We start from the raw sequence: 16223 nt of genomic DNA on the forward strand, positions 1-16223 counted from the left end.
CTCGATAAAGTATCATACGTATAGACTATCGCAAAGAGGAAAATTTATTCGATATAATGGGAATGAAAGAAATTGTATCGTTAAAAAAGCTTCCCTTATGAGTTCAGCTAGAGAATACCATTAAACACTATGTTTTAGTGGTCTTATGTGTGAAGCTCTCAATCAAAAACAGAGGATACATTATTTTATCCTCTGTTTTTCTTTAAAGCTTTTTTAAAGTTGTTTAACCATTGCTACATGTGGGATACCTGCATCCATAAATTCTTCGGATACTACCTCATAACCTAACCGTTCATAAAAGTTTTTTGCATGTGTTTGGGCATGTAATTTTGCTTTTGCATATCCATGCTTTACGATCTCGTTTTCCATTCTTTCTATAATTTCTTTACCGTACGATTTTCCCCGATGAGGTTTTAAAATACAAATCCGTTCTAATTTTCCACATTGGTCGATAAACCGTAAACGTCCTGCTCCGACCGCTTGATCCTTTTCATAACAAATAAAATGAATTGCTTCTTCTTCGTATTGATCGATCTCTTCTTCAATAGGAACATGTTGTTCTTCAACAAAAACTGTTTTTCGAATGTGATAAATTTTATTTTTTTCCTGTTCAGTTTCTACAATTCTTGTACTCATCATACGATCTCCTCACCAAACACAAATGTTTCATAGACAGTCCAAGTCTCATTTTCTAATTGATAACATAATTGAATTCGATCAACCGTATCTTCAAGTTCGACTTTTTTCATCCGTAGACTCCCGTACACATCAGAATACTCATCTTCTACTAAGTCTTGTGCAATCGTTATATGTGGAACAAAGGCATGTTCGCGATCAAGAGGAAATTTTCCAGTGTGCAATTTCTCATGAAGTTCCGATAGTTCAGGGATTGGTTCTACTTTAAAGTAAATCGTTTTCGTCACTGGTGCAAAGGAACTTACTTTATTTATATTGATGGTAAATGGTTTCGTTTCATTCGCTATTTTTTTAATTTCTGTTACTAATGTATCGCGTAATGGAATGTCCATTTCAAACGCAGATTTTAACGTAATATGTGGTGGAATATGTGCATATCGTGGATCGTACCTTTTACGAAGGGCATTTGCTTCATCTTGAATTTCTTTCGATGGAAAGATTACAATTCCATATTTCATCATAAAACCTCCATTTATAATATATTTTTCCGGATCTATTGGCTCTTTATTTTATAGAAAATGAACTAAATTTTTCTGTCGTTCATTCATCGATCTTTGTGCCATTGTCTTCATAGTATAACAAATAAAAAGGGAATCCAAAAGGGTATAATATACTAATATATGTTAGGAAAGCATCTTAGCTAACACATTTGGCAATTCCTTTTGCCAGTATTTCCAAGTATGATTTCCATTTTCTATTTCCACATATTCGTAGTTTGACAATGATTGTTGCAAAATATGTGCAAGTTCCCGATTAGGGGTAAGGAAATCGACCTGGCCATCCTTGGTTGTCGGGACAGCAAGTTCATTTAACCCAATGGAATGATATACTTCTAAGCGTCTATTGTCTACAGTTTTTGCCATCTGAAAGACGGTATCAGTTACTAGGGGTGATTGCATCATTACTTTATGAAACGTTGCCGGTTGCTCTAATGCTGTCATTAAGGCAATTGTTCCAGCTAATGAATCACCTAATAAAGCCCTAATCGTACCAAGAGGATTAATCGGTAATTTTTCATCTAAAAGAGGCACAACTTCTTTCGTTAAAAATTGCTTATATGCTTCAAATTGTTCTCCATCCGGATGATACTTTTTCAAACGATCATAACGATCGATATAATGGATGCCAACAAAAGTTGTATTAGTAATTTCATCATTGTCATGAAGTTTATCACTTAATGTTGCGATTCGACCGAGTTGAAAATAATCATCTCCATCTTGCATGATACAGACAGTATTTTCATAAAGCGAATTAAATTCTTTTGGTTCATATATTTTGATCAGCATCTTTTCATTTAAAAAATCACTCATTATTTCTTTATCATACATATTGCCTTTTCTAGCCATCCTTACACCTCGTTATTTTATTTACTCAACTTTCGCACCAATAAAATGAGTGCAGATAAACATGTACATTTACAACAATGACGCGCCATCTAAGAGGATATATGGCGGTTCTTTGCGACTATGAAGCATCCCAGCGATTATGTGGCGATTCTCCACGATTATATGGCGCATCTTAGCAAATATATGGCGATTCTTCGCAATTATATGGCGCATCTCGAATTATGTTGGTCTTCCGTAGCGGTAGACCAAGCAGTTATTGCACCGTTTCGTTCAAGTGTGTAATAATTAGCAACAAAGTTAACGTAAAGAGTAGGTAGAGTTTAGATGTTAACAGACTACTTAAAATAAACAGTTAATCTAAAGTCAACTTCAGCACTGTAGCTTCATCCCACTTCATTCTACGAAGGTTTTTTGTTAATTTCGCTCTGCGAAAGTTGAGTTATTTACTATATAATTCATTATATTTTCCGCGTTTTTTGATTAATTGTTCATGAGTTCCTTGTTCAACAATTTTTCCATTTTCAAGTAAAATAATTTGGTCTGCTTGTTGAATCGTATTTAACCGATGGGCAATAACAAAACTAGTACGGTTTTTCATGAGTCGTTTTAGACCTTCTTGAATTTTTAGTTCCGTAATTGTGTCGATATTACTCGTTGCCTCATCCAAAATTAACATCGATGGTTCTGCAATCATTGCCCTTGCAACAGTAAGAAGTTGCTTTTGTCCTTGACTGATACTACTCCCTTCTTGGTCGATTATTGTATCATATCCATTTGGTAGTCGCTCAATAAAACTATGTGCATTCGCCTGTTTTGCTGCGTGAATGACTTCTTCATCTGTGGCATCCAGCCTACCGTAGCGAATATTATCTTTAATTGTTCCTTGAAATAAAAATGTATCTTGTAATACAAACGCCATATGGGATCGTAAACTGGATCGTTTAATATCTTTTAATTCGATGCCATCGAGCATAATTTTTCCACTATTATAATGATAAAAACGAGATAGTAAGTTGACGATCGTCGTTTTCCCTGCACCTGTATGACCGACAAAAGCGACTGTTTGCCCAGGTTTCACTTCAAAGCTAATATCGGATAGAACTTCCGTATTACTATAAGAAAAAGATACATGTTCAAATGTAACATGGCCGACCACTGATGTAAGTTCTTTTGCTCCCGTTTCATCGACTTCTTCCACCTCTTCATCTAATACGGAAAAAACTCGTTCCGCACCTGCAACGGCAGAAAGCAAAATATTAAATTGATTTGATAACTCATTTAATGGTCTTGTAAATTGGCGGGCATATTCGGTAAAAATAACGATAACCCCGACGGTAATATGTCCTTTAATAGCAAGGATACCACCGAATAAGGCGATGAATGCAAAACTTAAAAAATTAAGTGTGTTCATCACTTTTGGAATATATCCGGCAATTGTTTGTGCCCAAAATCCTGAATGTTTTAACTGTTCATTACGTTCTTTAAATTCTCGGATTGCACGCTCTTCTTGGGAAAATACTTTCACAATTTGTTGACCAGAAACAATTTCTTCGACGTATCCATTCAATTCGCCTAAATCATTTTGTTGCATTTTATATAAGGGACCTGTTCGTTTCGTAATCCAGCGCATCGCAAAAAACATGAGTGGTATAATGGTCATTGTAATCAACGTTAAAATAGGGCTCAATAATAGCATCACCGTAACCGTACCAACAAGGGTGATAATACTTGCTAAAATTTGAATGACTGATTGATTTAATGTGTTATTAATATTATCAATATCATTCGTTACCCGACTCATTAATTCACCTTGTTGTCTAACATCGAAATACGAGATCGGTAAGCGGTGAAATTGGTTATAAATTTGTTTTCGTAATGTATACACAGTGTTTTGAGCAATACCAATCATCCAAAAGTTTTGTAAAAATACCGAAGCAGAGTGGAGTATGAAAATGATGAGTAGCCAGATAAGTAAATAAGCTAACCCGGCACTTTGTTTCGTTACGATAAACTCATCAATTGCTACCCCAACTAAATATGGACCCAATAAGCCTAGCCCGGAACTTAACAGAACCATCAAAATAACGAGGATCAGTTTCCCTTTTTCTGCAACCAAATAAGTACCTATTCGTTTTATCGTTTTAGACGTATTTTTCGCACGTTTTCCTTTTATTTTATCTGTTTTAGAGGATAAAGTTATTTTTTCATATTGAAAAGGTTGCTTTAGTTGACTACTAGACATATGGAAGCTCCTTTTGATATTGAGATTCGACAATGTTTTGATATAGGGCTGATGTTGTAAGTAATTTTTCATGTGACCCGTATGCTAATATTTGACCATGATCAATGAGCAGGATTCGGTCAGCACGCTTTGCTGTTGTAATTTTTTGAGTAATGATCAATATCGTACATTTATACTGACGGAGTGCATCAAGTAAAAGGGACTCTGTTTTTAAATCGAGTGCACTTGTACTGTCATCAAATAATAAAATCTTCGGTCTACGGATAAGTGCCCGTGCAATCGAAATTCGTTGTTTTTGTCCACCTGAAAGATTAACCCCTTTTTGCCCAACCACAGAGTCATACTTATTTGGAAAAGATTCGATCGTATGGTGAATTTGCGCATCCTTTGCCGCTTGAATCACTTCAGCTTTTGTTGCATCCTCTTTACCAAACTTAATATTATCTGCAATCGTTCCTGTAAAAAGTAATGAACTTTGTGGAACATAGCCGATATTTCCTCTTAAGTCTTCATCTGAAAAATGAGTAATTGGAACATTATCCAAATAAATCATTCCGGACTCAGGACGATAAAGACGAGGAATTAATTGAAATAATGTCGTTTTCCCTGAACCTGTTGAACCAATTACGGCAATCTGCTCTTTTGGCTCTGCCTTAAATGAAATATCGTTTAAAACAGATGTTTTTTCGTTCGGATAGGAAAAAGAAACTTGTTTGAATGCTATTTTTCCAGTAGTAATTTGCGATTGCTTTTCTACTTCAGAGTTATGATGATCAACTTTTTCCGTTAAAATAGGTTCAAGTCGTTCTGCGGACGCTTTTGCTCGTGAAAAGGCGAGGGCAATAAAGGTAAACATCGACATTGCCATTACTGTTCTAAGAGCGTAGTTAACAATTGCTACGACGTCCCCGACAGTTGTCGTTCCAACGATTGTTTGTAAGTTCCCAAACCATAAAATGAAAATCAAACTAATATTCATCACAAATAATAAAATAGGCATCGTTGCCTCAACGAAACGAAAGGAGGATTGTGTTTCGAGAGCTAATGTTTCATTTGCATTATTAAAACGGCTCACTTCAAAATCCCTACGCACAAATGCTTTAATGATACGCATACCAGCAATATTCTCTTGAATCACTTTATTTACTTGATCGACTCGCTCCTGAACACTCGTAAACATCTTACTTCCTTTTATTAAGACCCAATATAAAAATCCGATAAGAAGCGGAACAGTAAGGAGAAAAATTAATGAAATTTTGATATTAACGATTAATGCCATCACGATACTACCAATGACCATTAATGGGGCTCTGACCATAATTCTAAGTCCCATAAAGATGGTATTTTGGATTTGGCGAACATCATTTGTAAACCTTGTAACAAGTGTAGATGTAGGATAATTACTCAAATGTTCAAATGTAAATCGTTGAATCTGATCAAATAATTTTTCTCGAATATCGTAAGCGGAAGATGCGCTAACATGAGAAGAATAATATGAATTAATAATTCCACCAACAAAGGTAATAACCGTAAGTACTAACATAATACTTCCCCAAAAGACGATGTTTTCACTGTTTTGATGCAAAATTCCATCATTGATCATTAGTCCGAGAAAAAGTGGGAAGAGCAAGTCAGCAGCTAATTCTAATAAAGTTAGACTATAGGCAATGATAATAGGAAGTCGATAAGGCTTTAAAAACGAAAGAATAGTCTTCACGATTTTCCTCCCAACTATAAGTACGTGTTCAAAAAGGCCGTTAAAAAGGATCGAGAAGTTCAAGGCGGCGTAGCATTGAGGAACGGAGCGTATGCTTTTACATACTTGAGTACCGGAAAGGCAAGCCAACGCAGAAATTCGATGTGTCATTTTTTTTGGACTTTTTGAACAACCTCTATAAAAATATATTACCTTAATTATAATCATAATGTAAGAAGGAGTTCAAAGAAGTGGTTTGGAAGAGGGGAAGAAAGCCATTTTCTTATTCCATAAAGACGATCAAACTGATAGAATGAAAATAACTTTTGAATTTTTTTGGTAAAGAAGAAAGTATAACTATCTTATTGCATAAGTGCAACTTTCGTTTGTGCCATTAATAGTTTTCGGTACCCAAATCTTCTAAATAAGGGGTGGAATGGTGAAGAACAATGAGAAAGCACGTATCGATTTATTAAAAGAAGTAGAAGGAATAACGAAAGAAATGTTACATAAAAAACCCGGGGAAGATCAGTGGTCGATTAACCAAATCATAGAGCATTTGTATTTAATGGAAATAAGTATTGTCCGATCAATGGAAAAAGAACTGGTAAACGCTAGGAAAACTACTGTCGATGACAAACCGATTCATTTAACGGTAAACCGAAAATACAAAGTACTGCACCCGAGGCTGTACAGCCGAGCGAAACATTTCAATCATTAGAAGAATTAACACAAAAACTGGCGGCATCAAGGGAGAAATTAATAAAGTTTGTTCAGCATACAGATGAAGAATTACTGAAAGAGAAAGCAATGCCTCACCCTGGATTTAACATGTTGAATTTATCACAATGGATCTCATTTATTGGTTGGCATGAAAGGCGTCATATCGAGCAAATAAAAGAGGTTAAAGAGAAATTAGAATGGTAAAAGGAGTTCATCATAGTGGATGTATACACGAAACGGGTTATTCAAATGATTCAATCGATTCCTCCAGGTCGAGTGATGACGTATGGGGGAATTGCAAAAGCAGCCGGAAACCCGAAAGGAGCAAGACAAGTTTCCTGGTTACTTCATTCCATGAGTCAAAAATATCATCTTCCTTGGCATCGAGTAATCAATGCGCAGGGAAGAATATCTTTAACGGGAAGTGAGCAACAGGAGATGCTTGAAGTGGAAGGTGTTATATTTGATGAAAATGATAGAGTGGATTTACATAAGTACCAGTGGGTTCCTCCAGACAATTTCGAGTGATTTTAAAGTTTCTTGCTGTCTAGGAAATGATAGTTGAATCTACTTGTGGATACAATTTATTTACGAAATTATCTACGTTTAGCTTCGACGCACAGGGGCTAGTTCAAATCTTTACGTTGGGACGAGTAAGCGCAGTCCCAGGACGTCGCGCTTTTAGCCTGTAAGAGCGCTTGCGTTTTTGTTTCCAGCTAGTGAATAAAGAACTACTACACGTAAAAACACACAGAATGAACTTCCTTAAGATAGGAGGTCGTTCATTCTGTGCGCCTTGTAAAAATTTACTTAACAGCTTTTATTGATTCGTTGACAATAATGATCATTTCATCCATTTGTTCTTTCGTAATCGGGAATGGTGGTGCAAACGCAAGGGTATCTTGGCCATTGTATACAACTGAGCGACAAATGAGCCCTTTTTTCAATGCTTCTGCAACAACTTTTGGTCCAATTGGATCTACAGATTCGGACGCTCTTTCAATACCAATCGCACCTAGTAAGCCAATTCCACGTACATCTACAACGTTATCGTGTTGTTCTTTAATCCATTCAAAACCTTCAAGCATTTGCTTGCCAACAACATTCACATGTTCGATTAGATTTTCATTTTTAATGATTTCAAGGTTTTTAAGTGCAATAGCTGCAGCAGTAGGATGACCACTGTACGTATAACCATGCCAGAAGTTTCCTTCCGTTTTTTCAATGATTTCTTGGTGAATTCGCTCCGAAATAATCATTCCGCCAAGTGGTGCATAACCACTTGTTACACCTTTAGCCATCGTAATTATATCTGGAGTGACACCGAAACGTTCGATTCCGAAATTTGTTCCGAGTCGACCAAAACCACAAATCACTTCATCGGCAATAAATAAAATATCATGTTCATCACAAATTTTTCGCACTTCTTGAAAATAACCTTCAGGAGGTAAGTTTACTCCACCAGATCCTTGCACTGGCTCAGAAATGTATGCTGCAATTGTGTCAGCACCTTCTTTTTCAATTAATTCTTTCAGTGCTTCAATCGAACTATCGACATAATGGAAGTCTGGTGCAATCGATGTTGTAAACGTATGGAATTGTTCGATACCTGTTGCACTTGTCGCTCCCATTGCTACTCCATGGTATGATAGTTTTCTAGAAATGATTTTTTTCTTCTCTGGTTGCCCCATCACTTTCCAGTAATGGCGCACTGTTTTAAAGGCTGTATCATTTGCTTCCGACCCACCAGATGTAAAGAATGTTGCATTTAAATCGCCAGGTGCCCACTCTGCAATTTCAGCTGCAAGACGAATGACTGGCTCGTGGCTCCAATTATTAAATGTAGAAGTGAATGCAAGTTTGTTTATTTGTTCTTTGGCAACTTCACCAATTTCTTTTCGACCATGGCCAATATTGACATTCCAAAGAGAAGATAAACTATCCATTAGCTTTCTACCTTCTACATCTTTTAAATAAATGCCATCACCTTCTGTAAAAATAAAAGCCGGACCGTCTTCCTGAAGTTGTTTCATATTGGAAGTCGGATGAATGAAATGCTTTTTGTCTAATTGTACTAATTCATCTTTCACACTTTGTTCTACTTTTGTCATATTATTTTCCTCCTATTATTCTATTAATCTTTTCTTTTTGACAAGTAAGGAAGGATAACGCCTTACTGCCAAATGCAATATCACCTTTGCCATCGCCTAACGGCTTGTCACTCGGTGTGTTTTCTTTCGTCATAAACTAGCTCCCCGCTAGTTTACTTACATAAGTGCAACATCACCTCTGCCATTGCCTAACGGCTTGTCACTCGGTGTGTTTTCTTTAACGTATGCCTAGTTTTTTTGCATTCTCGGTAAGTAGTTCAACAAAACGATTACCTAATTCGGAAGTGGATGCTTTCCCACCCAAATCGGGTGTAAGATGTTCAGTTTCATTTAACATCTCTTTAATGGTATCTAAAATTACCGCTCCCCATTTTTCCTGCCCGAAAAAGTCCATCATTTGACTAACAGACCAAATGGATGCAAGTGGATTGGCAATCCCTTTGCCAGAAATATCTGGTGCAGATCCATGCACAGGTTCAAACATGGAAGGGAATTCTTTTTCAGGGTTCACATTCGCACCTGTTGCAAGTCCCATACCACCAGTAATGGCCGCTCCAATATCTGTTAAAATATCACCGAATAAATTAGATGTAACTACAATTTCAAAACGTTCTGGATTTGAGACAAAATATAAGCTAGCCGCGTCAACTAGGTAAGAATACGTTTCAACGTCAGGGTATTCTTTACCGACTTCTTCAAATACTTCATCCCAGAACACCATCGAATAATTTAATGCATTTCCTTTACTAATGCTCGTTAATGTTTTCTTTTGTTTGCGCGCTTCCTCATAGGCATAACGAATAATTCGTTCCGTTCCTTTACGAGAAAACACTCCCGTTTGTAAAACGACCTCTTCAGGTTTTCCTTTAAATAACCAGTCGCCAGCCCCAGCATATTCGCCTTCACTATTTTCTCTGATAACTAGAAAATCAATATCTTCTTTTGTTTTATCTTTTAATGGTGTTAATGATTCATTTAATAATGTAATTGGGCGTAGATTGACATACTGTTTAAACTCTTTGCGAATTCGTAATAAAAGATCCCATAACGAAATATGATCTGGTACGCCTGGATAACCGACAGCTCCAAGATAGATAGCATCAAATTCTTTTAGTCGATCAATGCCATCCTCATCCATCATTTTTCCATGCTCAAGATAATATTCACATCCCCAAGGGAACTCGGTAAAAGAAAACGAAAGACTCGAATCTAGCTTTTCAATTGCTTGTAAAACTTTTACTCCTTCATCAACCACTTCTGGACCAATACCGTCTCCAGGTATTAATGCGATGTTATAATTATCCATAGTTCCTCCTTTCCTACACGCCAATTGACACGTATTGCATTTCTAAAAAGTCATCTATTCCTTGGTGTCCACCTTCACGCCCAAGCCCGCTTTCTTTCATTCCACCAAATGGAGCTTGAACTGCTGATGGAGCGCCATCATTCCAACCGATTATACCAAAATCTAACTTTTCGACTACTTTCGTTCCAGCTGACACACTTTCAGTAAATACGTAAGCAGCTAATCCATAAGGAGTATCATTTGCCAGCTTGATCGCTTCTTCAACCGTATCAAATTTCTGCACAGGAGCTACAGGACCAAATGTTTCTTCATTCATAATTAACATAGAAGCATTTGCATCTTTAATTACAGTTGGTAAATAATAATTCCCTTGTTCAGCAGGTTGCTCTCCGCCAACTACGACGGTTGCTCCATTTTTGACTGCATCTTCTACATGCTCGGTAACTTTTTCAACGGCGGCCTGATTGATTAATGGTCCGATATTAGTCCCTTCTTCTAGCCCATTACCGACCTGCAACTGTTTAACACTTTCAGTAAATTTTTCGACAAAAGTCTCATAAACCTCAGACTGTACATAGACACGGTTCCCACAAACACAAGTTTGACCAGTATTTCTAAACTTGGAAGCCATGACACCTTGAACAGCTTTATCGATATCTGCATCGTTTAGTACGATAATTGGTGCGTGACCACCTAACTCTAAAGAGAGTTTTTTCATCGTATCTGCACCTTGTTTCATTAATACTTTTCCAACCTCTGTTGAGCCAGTAAAAGTGACTTTTCTTACACGTGCATCTGTTAAGAAAACTTCGCCAATTTCTCGTGATGAGCCTGTTACAATATTAATGACACCTTTCGGAAAGCCTGCTTGTTCAGCTAACTCAACTAACTTAATAGCTGTTAGCGGTGTTTCACTCGAAGGTTTTATAACTACTGTACAACCTGCAGCTAAAGCTGGACCCATTTTTCTCGTCAACATAGCTGCCGGGAAATTCCATGGTGTTATTGCTGCAACAATACCGACAGGTTTTTTCCAAACTTGGAGACGTTTATTCGGATCATGAGTAGGGATCGTTTCTCCGTAAATTCGTTTCGCTTGTTCTGCATACCATTCGATATAATTTGCCGCATAATGAACTTCGCCTTTTGCCTCAGTTAACGGTTTTCCCATTTCTTTTGTCATTAGCTCAGCTAATTCTTGTTCATGCTCAATTAACAAATTATAATACGTTTTTAGTATGTTTGCTCGATCGTATGCAGTTAGGTTAGACCATTCCTCAAAAGCTTGTTCTGCTGCATCGACTGCTTGTAGTGCTTCTTTTTTTCCGCCTTTTGGCACTTCTGAAACTAATTCACCTGTTGCTGGGTTATGAACCGGCACTTTTTCTAACTCCTCACCAATCCATTGTCCATTGATGTATAATAAATTTTTCATGTAATCACCTCAATTTGATTAAAATGTTATTCAACATCCCCAAGAAATTGACCTTCAACATACTCAATATGTGTGCGAATTTTTTCATCTACTATTTTTGGGTTTTTCGTTTTTAATGCATCAAGTAACTCCTTTTGTTCATCGTAAAAAGATTGATGACTAGAGTAGTATTTGTCAAGATGTAAAAGGAAAGTTCTAATTTGTACTTGAATTGAATCATATAACTTGATCACTCTAGAGTTGCCAGACATATTAAGGACATAACGATGAAATTTCATGTCTAAATCAAATAGGTCGCTCCAGTTTTGGTTTTCTGTTTGCACTTTCATTTGTTCTAAAATTGTTTCTAAGTCTTGAAAATGTTGTTCCTCAAGGTATGGTAGCGCTTTTACAAAAGCAAATGATTCAACCATCGATCTTAATTCAATAATTTCTTGCCAATCATTTTTGGAAAATTGGGAGACATATGTGCCTTTTCTTGGTTTACTAATAACCATTTCTTCATACTCAAGAATTTTTAATGCATCTCTAATTGTATTTCGACTTACATCAAATTTTTCTGATAAGTCGCTTTCGATTAGGCGTTCGCCAAATTCAAATTCTCGGTTCCAAATACTCCGCCTTAATTGTTCGGCAACGAGCTCACCTAAAGATTCTTTCGCAATATGATGACTCATTCTAACATATACACTCCTTTCTTAGAAAACTTGGCTTTTCTCTATGCCTTTAATGGCGAAAGCCTTAGTTGCACCTATGCAGTAAGAAAGTTTTTCCCTTTCTTATCTGCTAAAAAAGAATTTAACATGTGATTTGAACAATTAAAGTCGATTGTCGACACTTCAATAAGTATAAAATGAACTTTTCATAATGTCAATTACGTTGCATTATTTGGAAAAGTTCTGAATTGATTACATTCGTTGGCTGTTCACCAGTTAACCCAGCAATTAAATTTTCGGCGGCTAATGTTGACATAGCTAATTCATTTTCTTTCGTTGCTGCCCCAATATGTGGGAGGGTAACTATATTGTCTAACGTTAGTAATGGATTAGTTGGTTCGACTGGTTCTACATCAAAAACATCGATACCGGCTGCTTGAATCGTTCTATTTTTTAAAGCATTATATAATGCATGCTCATCAATGTTTTTACCGCGCGAACCATTAATAAAGATTGCTGTTTTTTTCATTTGGTTAAATTCTTTTTCACCGATCATTTTTTCTGTTTGTGGGCTTAATGGAACCATAAGCACAACAAAGTCAGATCTTTCTAATACTTCATGTAAGTTGCAAAAAGTAGCATGATACTTTTGTTCAACTTCCACTTTACGAGAACGATTGAAGTAAAGCACATCCATATCAAATCCAGCATGACATCTTTTGGCAATTGCTTCTCCGATACCGCCCATTCCAATAATTCCAACTGTTTTATGGTGTACGTCTGTCCCGAAATGTTCGAGCTGTAAATATTGTTTCCATTCTCCATTTTTTACGAAGTTATCTAGTTCAGGAATTCTTCTTGCAGTTGCAAGTATCATTCCCATCACTGCATCCGCAACAGTATCTGTAAGTACCCCTGGTGTATTTGTCGCTATTATTTTTCGTTTTGTTAATTCATTGATATCTAGATTGTCATAACCAACCGAAACATTCGAAACAATTCTCAAGTTTGGTGCTAGATCTAGAAGTTCTTTTGTTACTTTTAATTCTAAGCCAATGATACCTGATGCTTCTTGAAGTGCTTGTACAAATGATGGATCATCTATATATTCATCGTTTTCAAAATAAATGACATCATATTGTTGGGCTAAACTTTTTCTGACTTGTTCAGAAACTCTTGTATAGGCAATAACTTTCTCCATTGATTTGGTACACTCCTTTTCATTCGTTAAAGTGTCAAGCAGTAGCATTATTCGACCCGCTTTCTTATAATATGTGCTCTTTGATTAAGTAGAGAACGGGCTTAGCATACAACAATGATGAAAGGCCAAAACACACTATAAATGTAGCTTAAAGGACCGCCTGCACTTTTGTAAATCATATTAAAGATGACACCATTTTTAAAAAATGTCAATGACCTATTTTGTAGTCAAGAACAAAAAGTGACTGAAATCGACAAGAATTTTAAAATGCTGTTGACAATTAAATATTCGTAGTCTATGATTAGACACAATAACAACATGTGGACTGTCGACAATCGATTAGTTGCATTTTAAAGAAGGAGGGATGATTTTCATAAAAGCGCATTCATAGGCTGAAGTTAGCATATGGAAGTTAAGTTTTAGGAGGATTATACGTATGGATTTGCATGAAAGAATAAAAGAAAACATTAAAAATCATCAAGATGAATATATTGCATTTTTACAAAAAATCGTAAAAGAACCTAGTACAACTGGAAATGAATTAGCTGCTCAAACATTAATGGCAGACCGTTTAAAGGAGAAAGGTTTGGAAGTTGATGTTTGGATTCCTGATTATGATGAGTTAATTAAAAGTAAATTTTTCAATCCGCTTAGGGATAATTATGAAGGGAGCCCAAATGTTGTTGGTATATTAAAAGGGACAGAAAATGGGCGATCTGTTATTTTAAATGGTCATATTGACGTCGTTCCGGCAGGAGATGAAAAGAAATGGACATATGACCCTTACTCTGGAGATGTAGTTGACGGGAAATTGTACGGAAGAGGTACAACCGATATGAAAGGCGGAAATATCGCCACGTTAATTGCACTAGAAACGATTATTAATTTAGGGATTCAATTAAAAGGTGATGTAGTTTATGAAAGCGTTATCGAGGAAGAAACAGGTGGTGCTGGTACTTTAGCTGCAATTCAAAGAGGATATAAAGCGGATGTTGCGATTATTCCAGAACCGAGTGAAATGAGAATTTTTCCAAAGCAACAAGGGTCTCTTTGGTTTGAAGTAACAGTAACAGGGGTTTCTGCTCATGGTGGTACTAGATATGAAGGAGTAAGTGCACTTGAAAAAGGGTGGACCGTATTTGAAGAAATTATGAATTTAGAAGAGAAGCGAAATGAACCGCTACGAAAAGATCCACTTTATAAAGATAACCCAATACCAATTCCAATAAATATTGGCCAATTTAATGGAGGATATTTCCCATCTGCAGTAGCAGAAAAGGCAACGATTCAAGGACGTTACGGTGTCGCCCCAGGGGAAACGATTGAAGAAGCGAAAGAAGAGTTCATTAAAATGCTTGATGATTTGAAACATAAAGATGATTGGTTTGAAAATCATCCGGCAACAGTAGAATGGGGTGGAATTCACTTGCCTCCAGGGGGATGTGATCTTGATCATCCGATGTTAAACATATTGAAAGAAAAATATATCGAAGTTGAGAACGAAGAACCTATTATTGCAGGTTCAACATGGGGTACAGACGGTGGATTACTTACTCAAGCAGGTGGAATTCCTTCGATTGTGTTTGGACCGGGTACAACGAGCATGGCGCATTTTACAGATGAATATGTTGAACTTGATAAGTTGTTTAAAACTGCAGAGATTATCGCTTTAGCAATTATCGATTGGTGCGAAATTTCGGCGGGATCAAAATAAACATAATTAATTTAAAAGGGGAGATACATATTGATTAAAAAGTTTCTATTTACGATTAGTTTAGTTTTAATGATGATGATAATGGCTGCATGTACGTTAGGTGCTTCCAATGACGAGAAAACGGAAACGGAAGGATCATCTGATGATGAAAAAACAGTTTCTGGCTCTGGAGAATATAAAATCGGGGTAACTTATACAACACCTGAGAGCGGAGCTACACATATGGGAATGGAGAAATTTAAAGAGTTAGTGGAAGAGAAGACCGATGGTGAAGTAGTAGTTGAACTATTCCCTAATGGACAACTATATGCATCAGAACGTGAAGCAATTGAAGCAGCCCAAGCAGGTAATATTGAAATGACCGTAACAGCGTCAGCTCCTGTAGCTGGATTTGATAAACGATTTTTAGCGCTTGATCTACCATTTATTTTCCCGGATCATGATACAGCATATGAAGCATTAGACGGCGAACTTGGACAAACATTACTTGATGGATTACCTGAAATTGGATTAGTTGGTTTAGCTTATGGAGAAACTGGAATGCGTCAATTCTCTAATAGTAAAAGACCAATTGAAACCCCGGAAGATTTAGAAGGATTAAAAATTAGAACAATGGAAAACGAGGTCCATATCGATACATTCAATGAATATGGGGCTAATGCATCACCTTTTGCATTTGGTGAGCTATATAGTGCATTACAACAAAATATTTACGACGGAATGGAAAACCCTATTAATTTAGTCGATCAAATGAACTTTTTCGAAGTGCAAGATTATTTAACGATTTCAAATCATGCTTATACAGCAACTGTTGGATTTATGAATGGTGACTTTTTTGAAAGTTTACCAGAGGATTTCCAAGAAATTATTAAAGAATCTGCACTTGAATCCATGGATCACCAACGTGAAATTGCAAGACAGCAAGATGAAGATGGAATGGTAAATATTGAAGAACATATGGAAGTGAATGAACTGACACCGGAACAAAAGAAAGCATTTATAGATGCAGCAGAGCCAATTTTTGAAAAATATGAAGAAAATATTGGTGCTGATTTAATGGAACTTGCTCGTTCCTATTCTAAATAAATAATACAACT

Annotated in this window: 16 protein-coding genes; 5 read left to right on the forward strand and 11 right to left on the reverse strand. The window is 36.5% G+C overall.

Annotated features, from left to right (window positions below; translation table 11 throughout):
* Positions 1-213 precede the first annotated feature (213 nt).
* The 5 genes from DFR56_RS10055 to DFR56_RS10075 all read right to left on the reverse strand — a co-directional run bounded on the left by DFR56_RS10055 (position 214) and on the right by DFR56_RS10075 (position 6001).
* Positions 214-636, reverse strand: coding sequence for a GNAT family N-acetyltransferase (locus tag DFR56_RS10055; RefSeq protein ID WP_110395307.1), 423 nt, complete (start codon positions 634-636; stop codon positions 214-216).
* Positions 636-1154: a YjcG family protein gene (locus tag DFR56_RS10060; protein ID WP_110395308.1), complete on the reverse strand. Its 519-nt coding sequence runs from the start codon at positions 1152-1154 to the stop codon at positions 636-638. The genes DFR56_RS10055 and DFR56_RS10060 overlap by 1 nt, the downstream gene beginning before the upstream one ends.
* Positions 1155-1319: 165 nt before the next feature.
* A complete protein-coding gene (locus DFR56_RS10065; protein ID WP_110395309.1) occupies positions 1320-2042 on the reverse strand; it encodes an alpha/beta hydrolase in 723 nt (240 codons plus the stop codon).
* A 439-nt stretch (positions 2043-2481) separates the two neighbouring features.
* On the reverse strand, positions 2482-4284 hold the full coding sequence (locus DFR56_RS10070; RefSeq protein ID WP_110395310.1) for an ABC transporter ATP-binding protein: 1803 nt from the start codon (positions 4282-4284) through the stop codon (positions 2482-2484).
* The gene (locus DFR56_RS10075; protein WP_110395311.1) at positions 4277-6001 is read right to left on the reverse strand and encodes an ABC transporter ATP-binding protein; all 1725 of its coding nucleotides are present in this window, start codon (positions 5999-6001) and stop codon (positions 4277-4279) included. The genes DFR56_RS10070 and DFR56_RS10075 overlap by 8 nt, the downstream gene beginning before the upstream one ends.
* Before the next feature lie 418 nt (positions 6002-6419).
* Here DFR56_RS10075 and DFR56_RS10080 point away from each other — a divergent pair, with 418 nt between their 5' ends.
* The 3 genes from DFR56_RS10080 to DFR56_RS10090 are packed head-to-tail and all read left to right on the forward strand — an operon-like array spanning position 6420 to position 7231.
* Positions 6420-6701 carry a DinB family protein gene (locus tag DFR56_RS10080; protein WP_158525600.1) on the forward strand — a complete coding sequence of 94 codons (282 nt, stop codon included), beginning with the start codon at positions 6420-6422 and terminating at the stop codon, positions 6699-6701.
* 17 nt (positions 6702-6718) lie between these two features.
* Positions 6719-6907 (forward strand): DinB family protein, encoded by a 189-nt coding sequence (locus DFR56_RS23975; RefSeq protein WP_425326635.1) that lies wholly within the window; start codon positions 6719-6721, stop codon positions 6905-6907.
* A gap of 15 nt (positions 6908-6922) precedes the next feature.
* The gene (locus DFR56_RS10090; RefSeq protein ID WP_110395314.1) at positions 6923-7231 is read left to right on the forward strand and encodes an MGMT family protein; all 309 of its coding nucleotides are present in this window, start codon (positions 6923-6925) and stop codon (positions 7229-7231) included.
* Positions 7232-7509: 278 nt separating this feature from the next.
* Here DFR56_RS10090 and DFR56_RS10095 read toward each other — a convergent pair whose 3' ends face one another.
* The 6 genes from DFR56_RS10095 to DFR56_RS10115 all read right to left on the reverse strand — a co-directional run bounded on the left by DFR56_RS10095 (position 7510) and on the right by DFR56_RS10115 (position 13412).
* On the reverse strand, positions 7510-8814 hold the full coding sequence (locus DFR56_RS10095; protein WP_110395315.1) for an aminotransferase family protein: 1305 nt from the start codon (positions 8812-8814) through the stop codon (positions 7510-7512).
* Between the two features lies 1 nt (position 8815).
* Positions 8816-8947, reverse strand: coding sequence for a hypothetical protein (locus DFR56_RS23705; RefSeq protein ID WP_280523454.1), 132 nt, complete (start codon positions 8945-8947; stop codon positions 8816-8818).
* Between the two features lie 84 nt (positions 8948-9031).
* Positions 9032-10120 (reverse strand): tartrate dehydrogenase, encoded by a 1089-nt coding sequence (locus DFR56_RS10100; RefSeq protein WP_110395316.1) that lies wholly within the window; start codon positions 10118-10120, stop codon positions 9032-9034.
* Positions 10121-10133: 13 nt separating this feature from the next.
* Entirely contained in the window at positions 10134-11555 is a 1422-nt protein-coding gene (locus tag DFR56_RS10105) for an NAD-dependent succinate-semialdehyde dehydrogenase (RefSeq protein WP_110395317.1), read from the reverse strand.
* 26 nt (positions 11556-11581) lie between these two features.
* Positions 11582-12232: a GntR family transcriptional regulator gene (locus tag DFR56_RS10110; RefSeq protein ID WP_110395318.1), complete on the reverse strand. Its 651-nt coding sequence runs from the start codon at positions 12230-12232 to the stop codon at positions 11582-11584.
* A gap of 193 nt (positions 12233-12425) precedes the next feature.
* Positions 12426-13412 (reverse strand): 2-hydroxyacid dehydrogenase, encoded by a 987-nt coding sequence (locus DFR56_RS10115; protein ID WP_110395319.1) that lies wholly within the window; start codon positions 13410-13412, stop codon positions 12426-12428.
* 436 nt (positions 13413-13848) lie between these two features.
* On the opposite strand from DFR56_RS10115, the gene DFR56_RS10120 reads away from it, so the two are divergent.
* The gene (locus tag DFR56_RS10120; RefSeq protein WP_110395320.1) at positions 13849-15126 is read left to right on the forward strand and encodes a peptidase; all 1278 of its coding nucleotides are present in this window, start codon (positions 13849-13851) and stop codon (positions 15124-15126) included.
* Between the two features lie 30 nt (positions 15127-15156).
* Positions 15157-16212: a DctP family TRAP transporter solute-binding subunit gene (locus DFR56_RS10125; protein ID WP_244916475.1), complete on the forward strand. Its 1056-nt coding sequence runs from the start codon at positions 15157-15159 to the stop codon at positions 16210-16212.
* The last annotated feature ends 11 nt before the right edge of the window (positions 16213-16223 follow it).

Origin of the sequence: Pseudogracilibacillus auburnensis, assembly GCF_003201975.1 — a bacterium.
GTDB lineage: Bacteria > Bacillota > Bacilli > Bacillales > Amphibacillaceae > Pseudogracilibacillus > Pseudogracilibacillus auburnensis.

Bases quoted from the DNA above. Each gene is read 5' to 3' on its own strand.
- DFR56_RS10110 (WP_110395318.1), bottom strand. From the start codon at position 12,232: ATGAGTCATCATATTGCGAAAGAATCTTTAGGTGAGCTCGTTGCCGAA.
- DFR56_RS10095 (WP_110395315.1), bottom strand. From the start codon at position 8,814: ATGACAAAAGTAGAACAAAGTGTGAAAGATGAATTAGTACAATTAGAC.
- DFR56_RS10055 (WP_110395307.1), bottom strand. From the start codon at position 636: ATGAGTACAAGAATTGTAGAAACTGAACAGGAAAAAAATAAAATTTAT.
- DFR56_RS10060 (WP_110395308.1), bottom strand. From the start codon at position 1,154: ATGAAATATGGAATTGTAATCTTTCCATCGAAAGAAATTCAAGATGAA.
- DFR56_RS23705 (WP_280523454.1), bottom strand. From the start codon at position 8,947: ATGACGAAAGAAAACACACCGAGTGACAAGCCGTTAGGCGATGGCAAA.
- DFR56_RS10065 (WP_110395309.1), bottom strand. From the start codon at position 2,042: ATGGCTAGAAAAGGCAATATGTATGATAAAGAAATAATGAGTGATTTT.
- DFR56_RS10105 (WP_110395317.1), bottom strand. From the start codon at position 11,555: ATGAAAAATTTATTATACATCAATGGACAATGGATTGGTGAGGAGTTA.
- DFR56_RS10120 (WP_110395320.1), top strand. From the start codon at position 13,849: ATGGATTTGCATGAAAGAATAAAAGAAAACATTAAAAATCATCAAGAT.
- DFR56_RS10115 (WP_110395319.1), bottom strand. From the start codon at position 13,412: ATGGAGAAAGTTATTGCCTATACAAGAGTTTCTGAACAAGTCAGAAAA.
- DFR56_RS10070 (WP_110395310.1), bottom strand. From the start codon at position 4,284: ATGTCTAGTAGTCAACTAAAGCAACCTTTTCAATATGAAAAAATAACT.
- DFR56_RS10100 (WP_110395316.1), bottom strand. From the start codon at position 10,120: ATGGATAATTATAACATCGCATTAATACCTGGAGACGGTATTGGTCCA.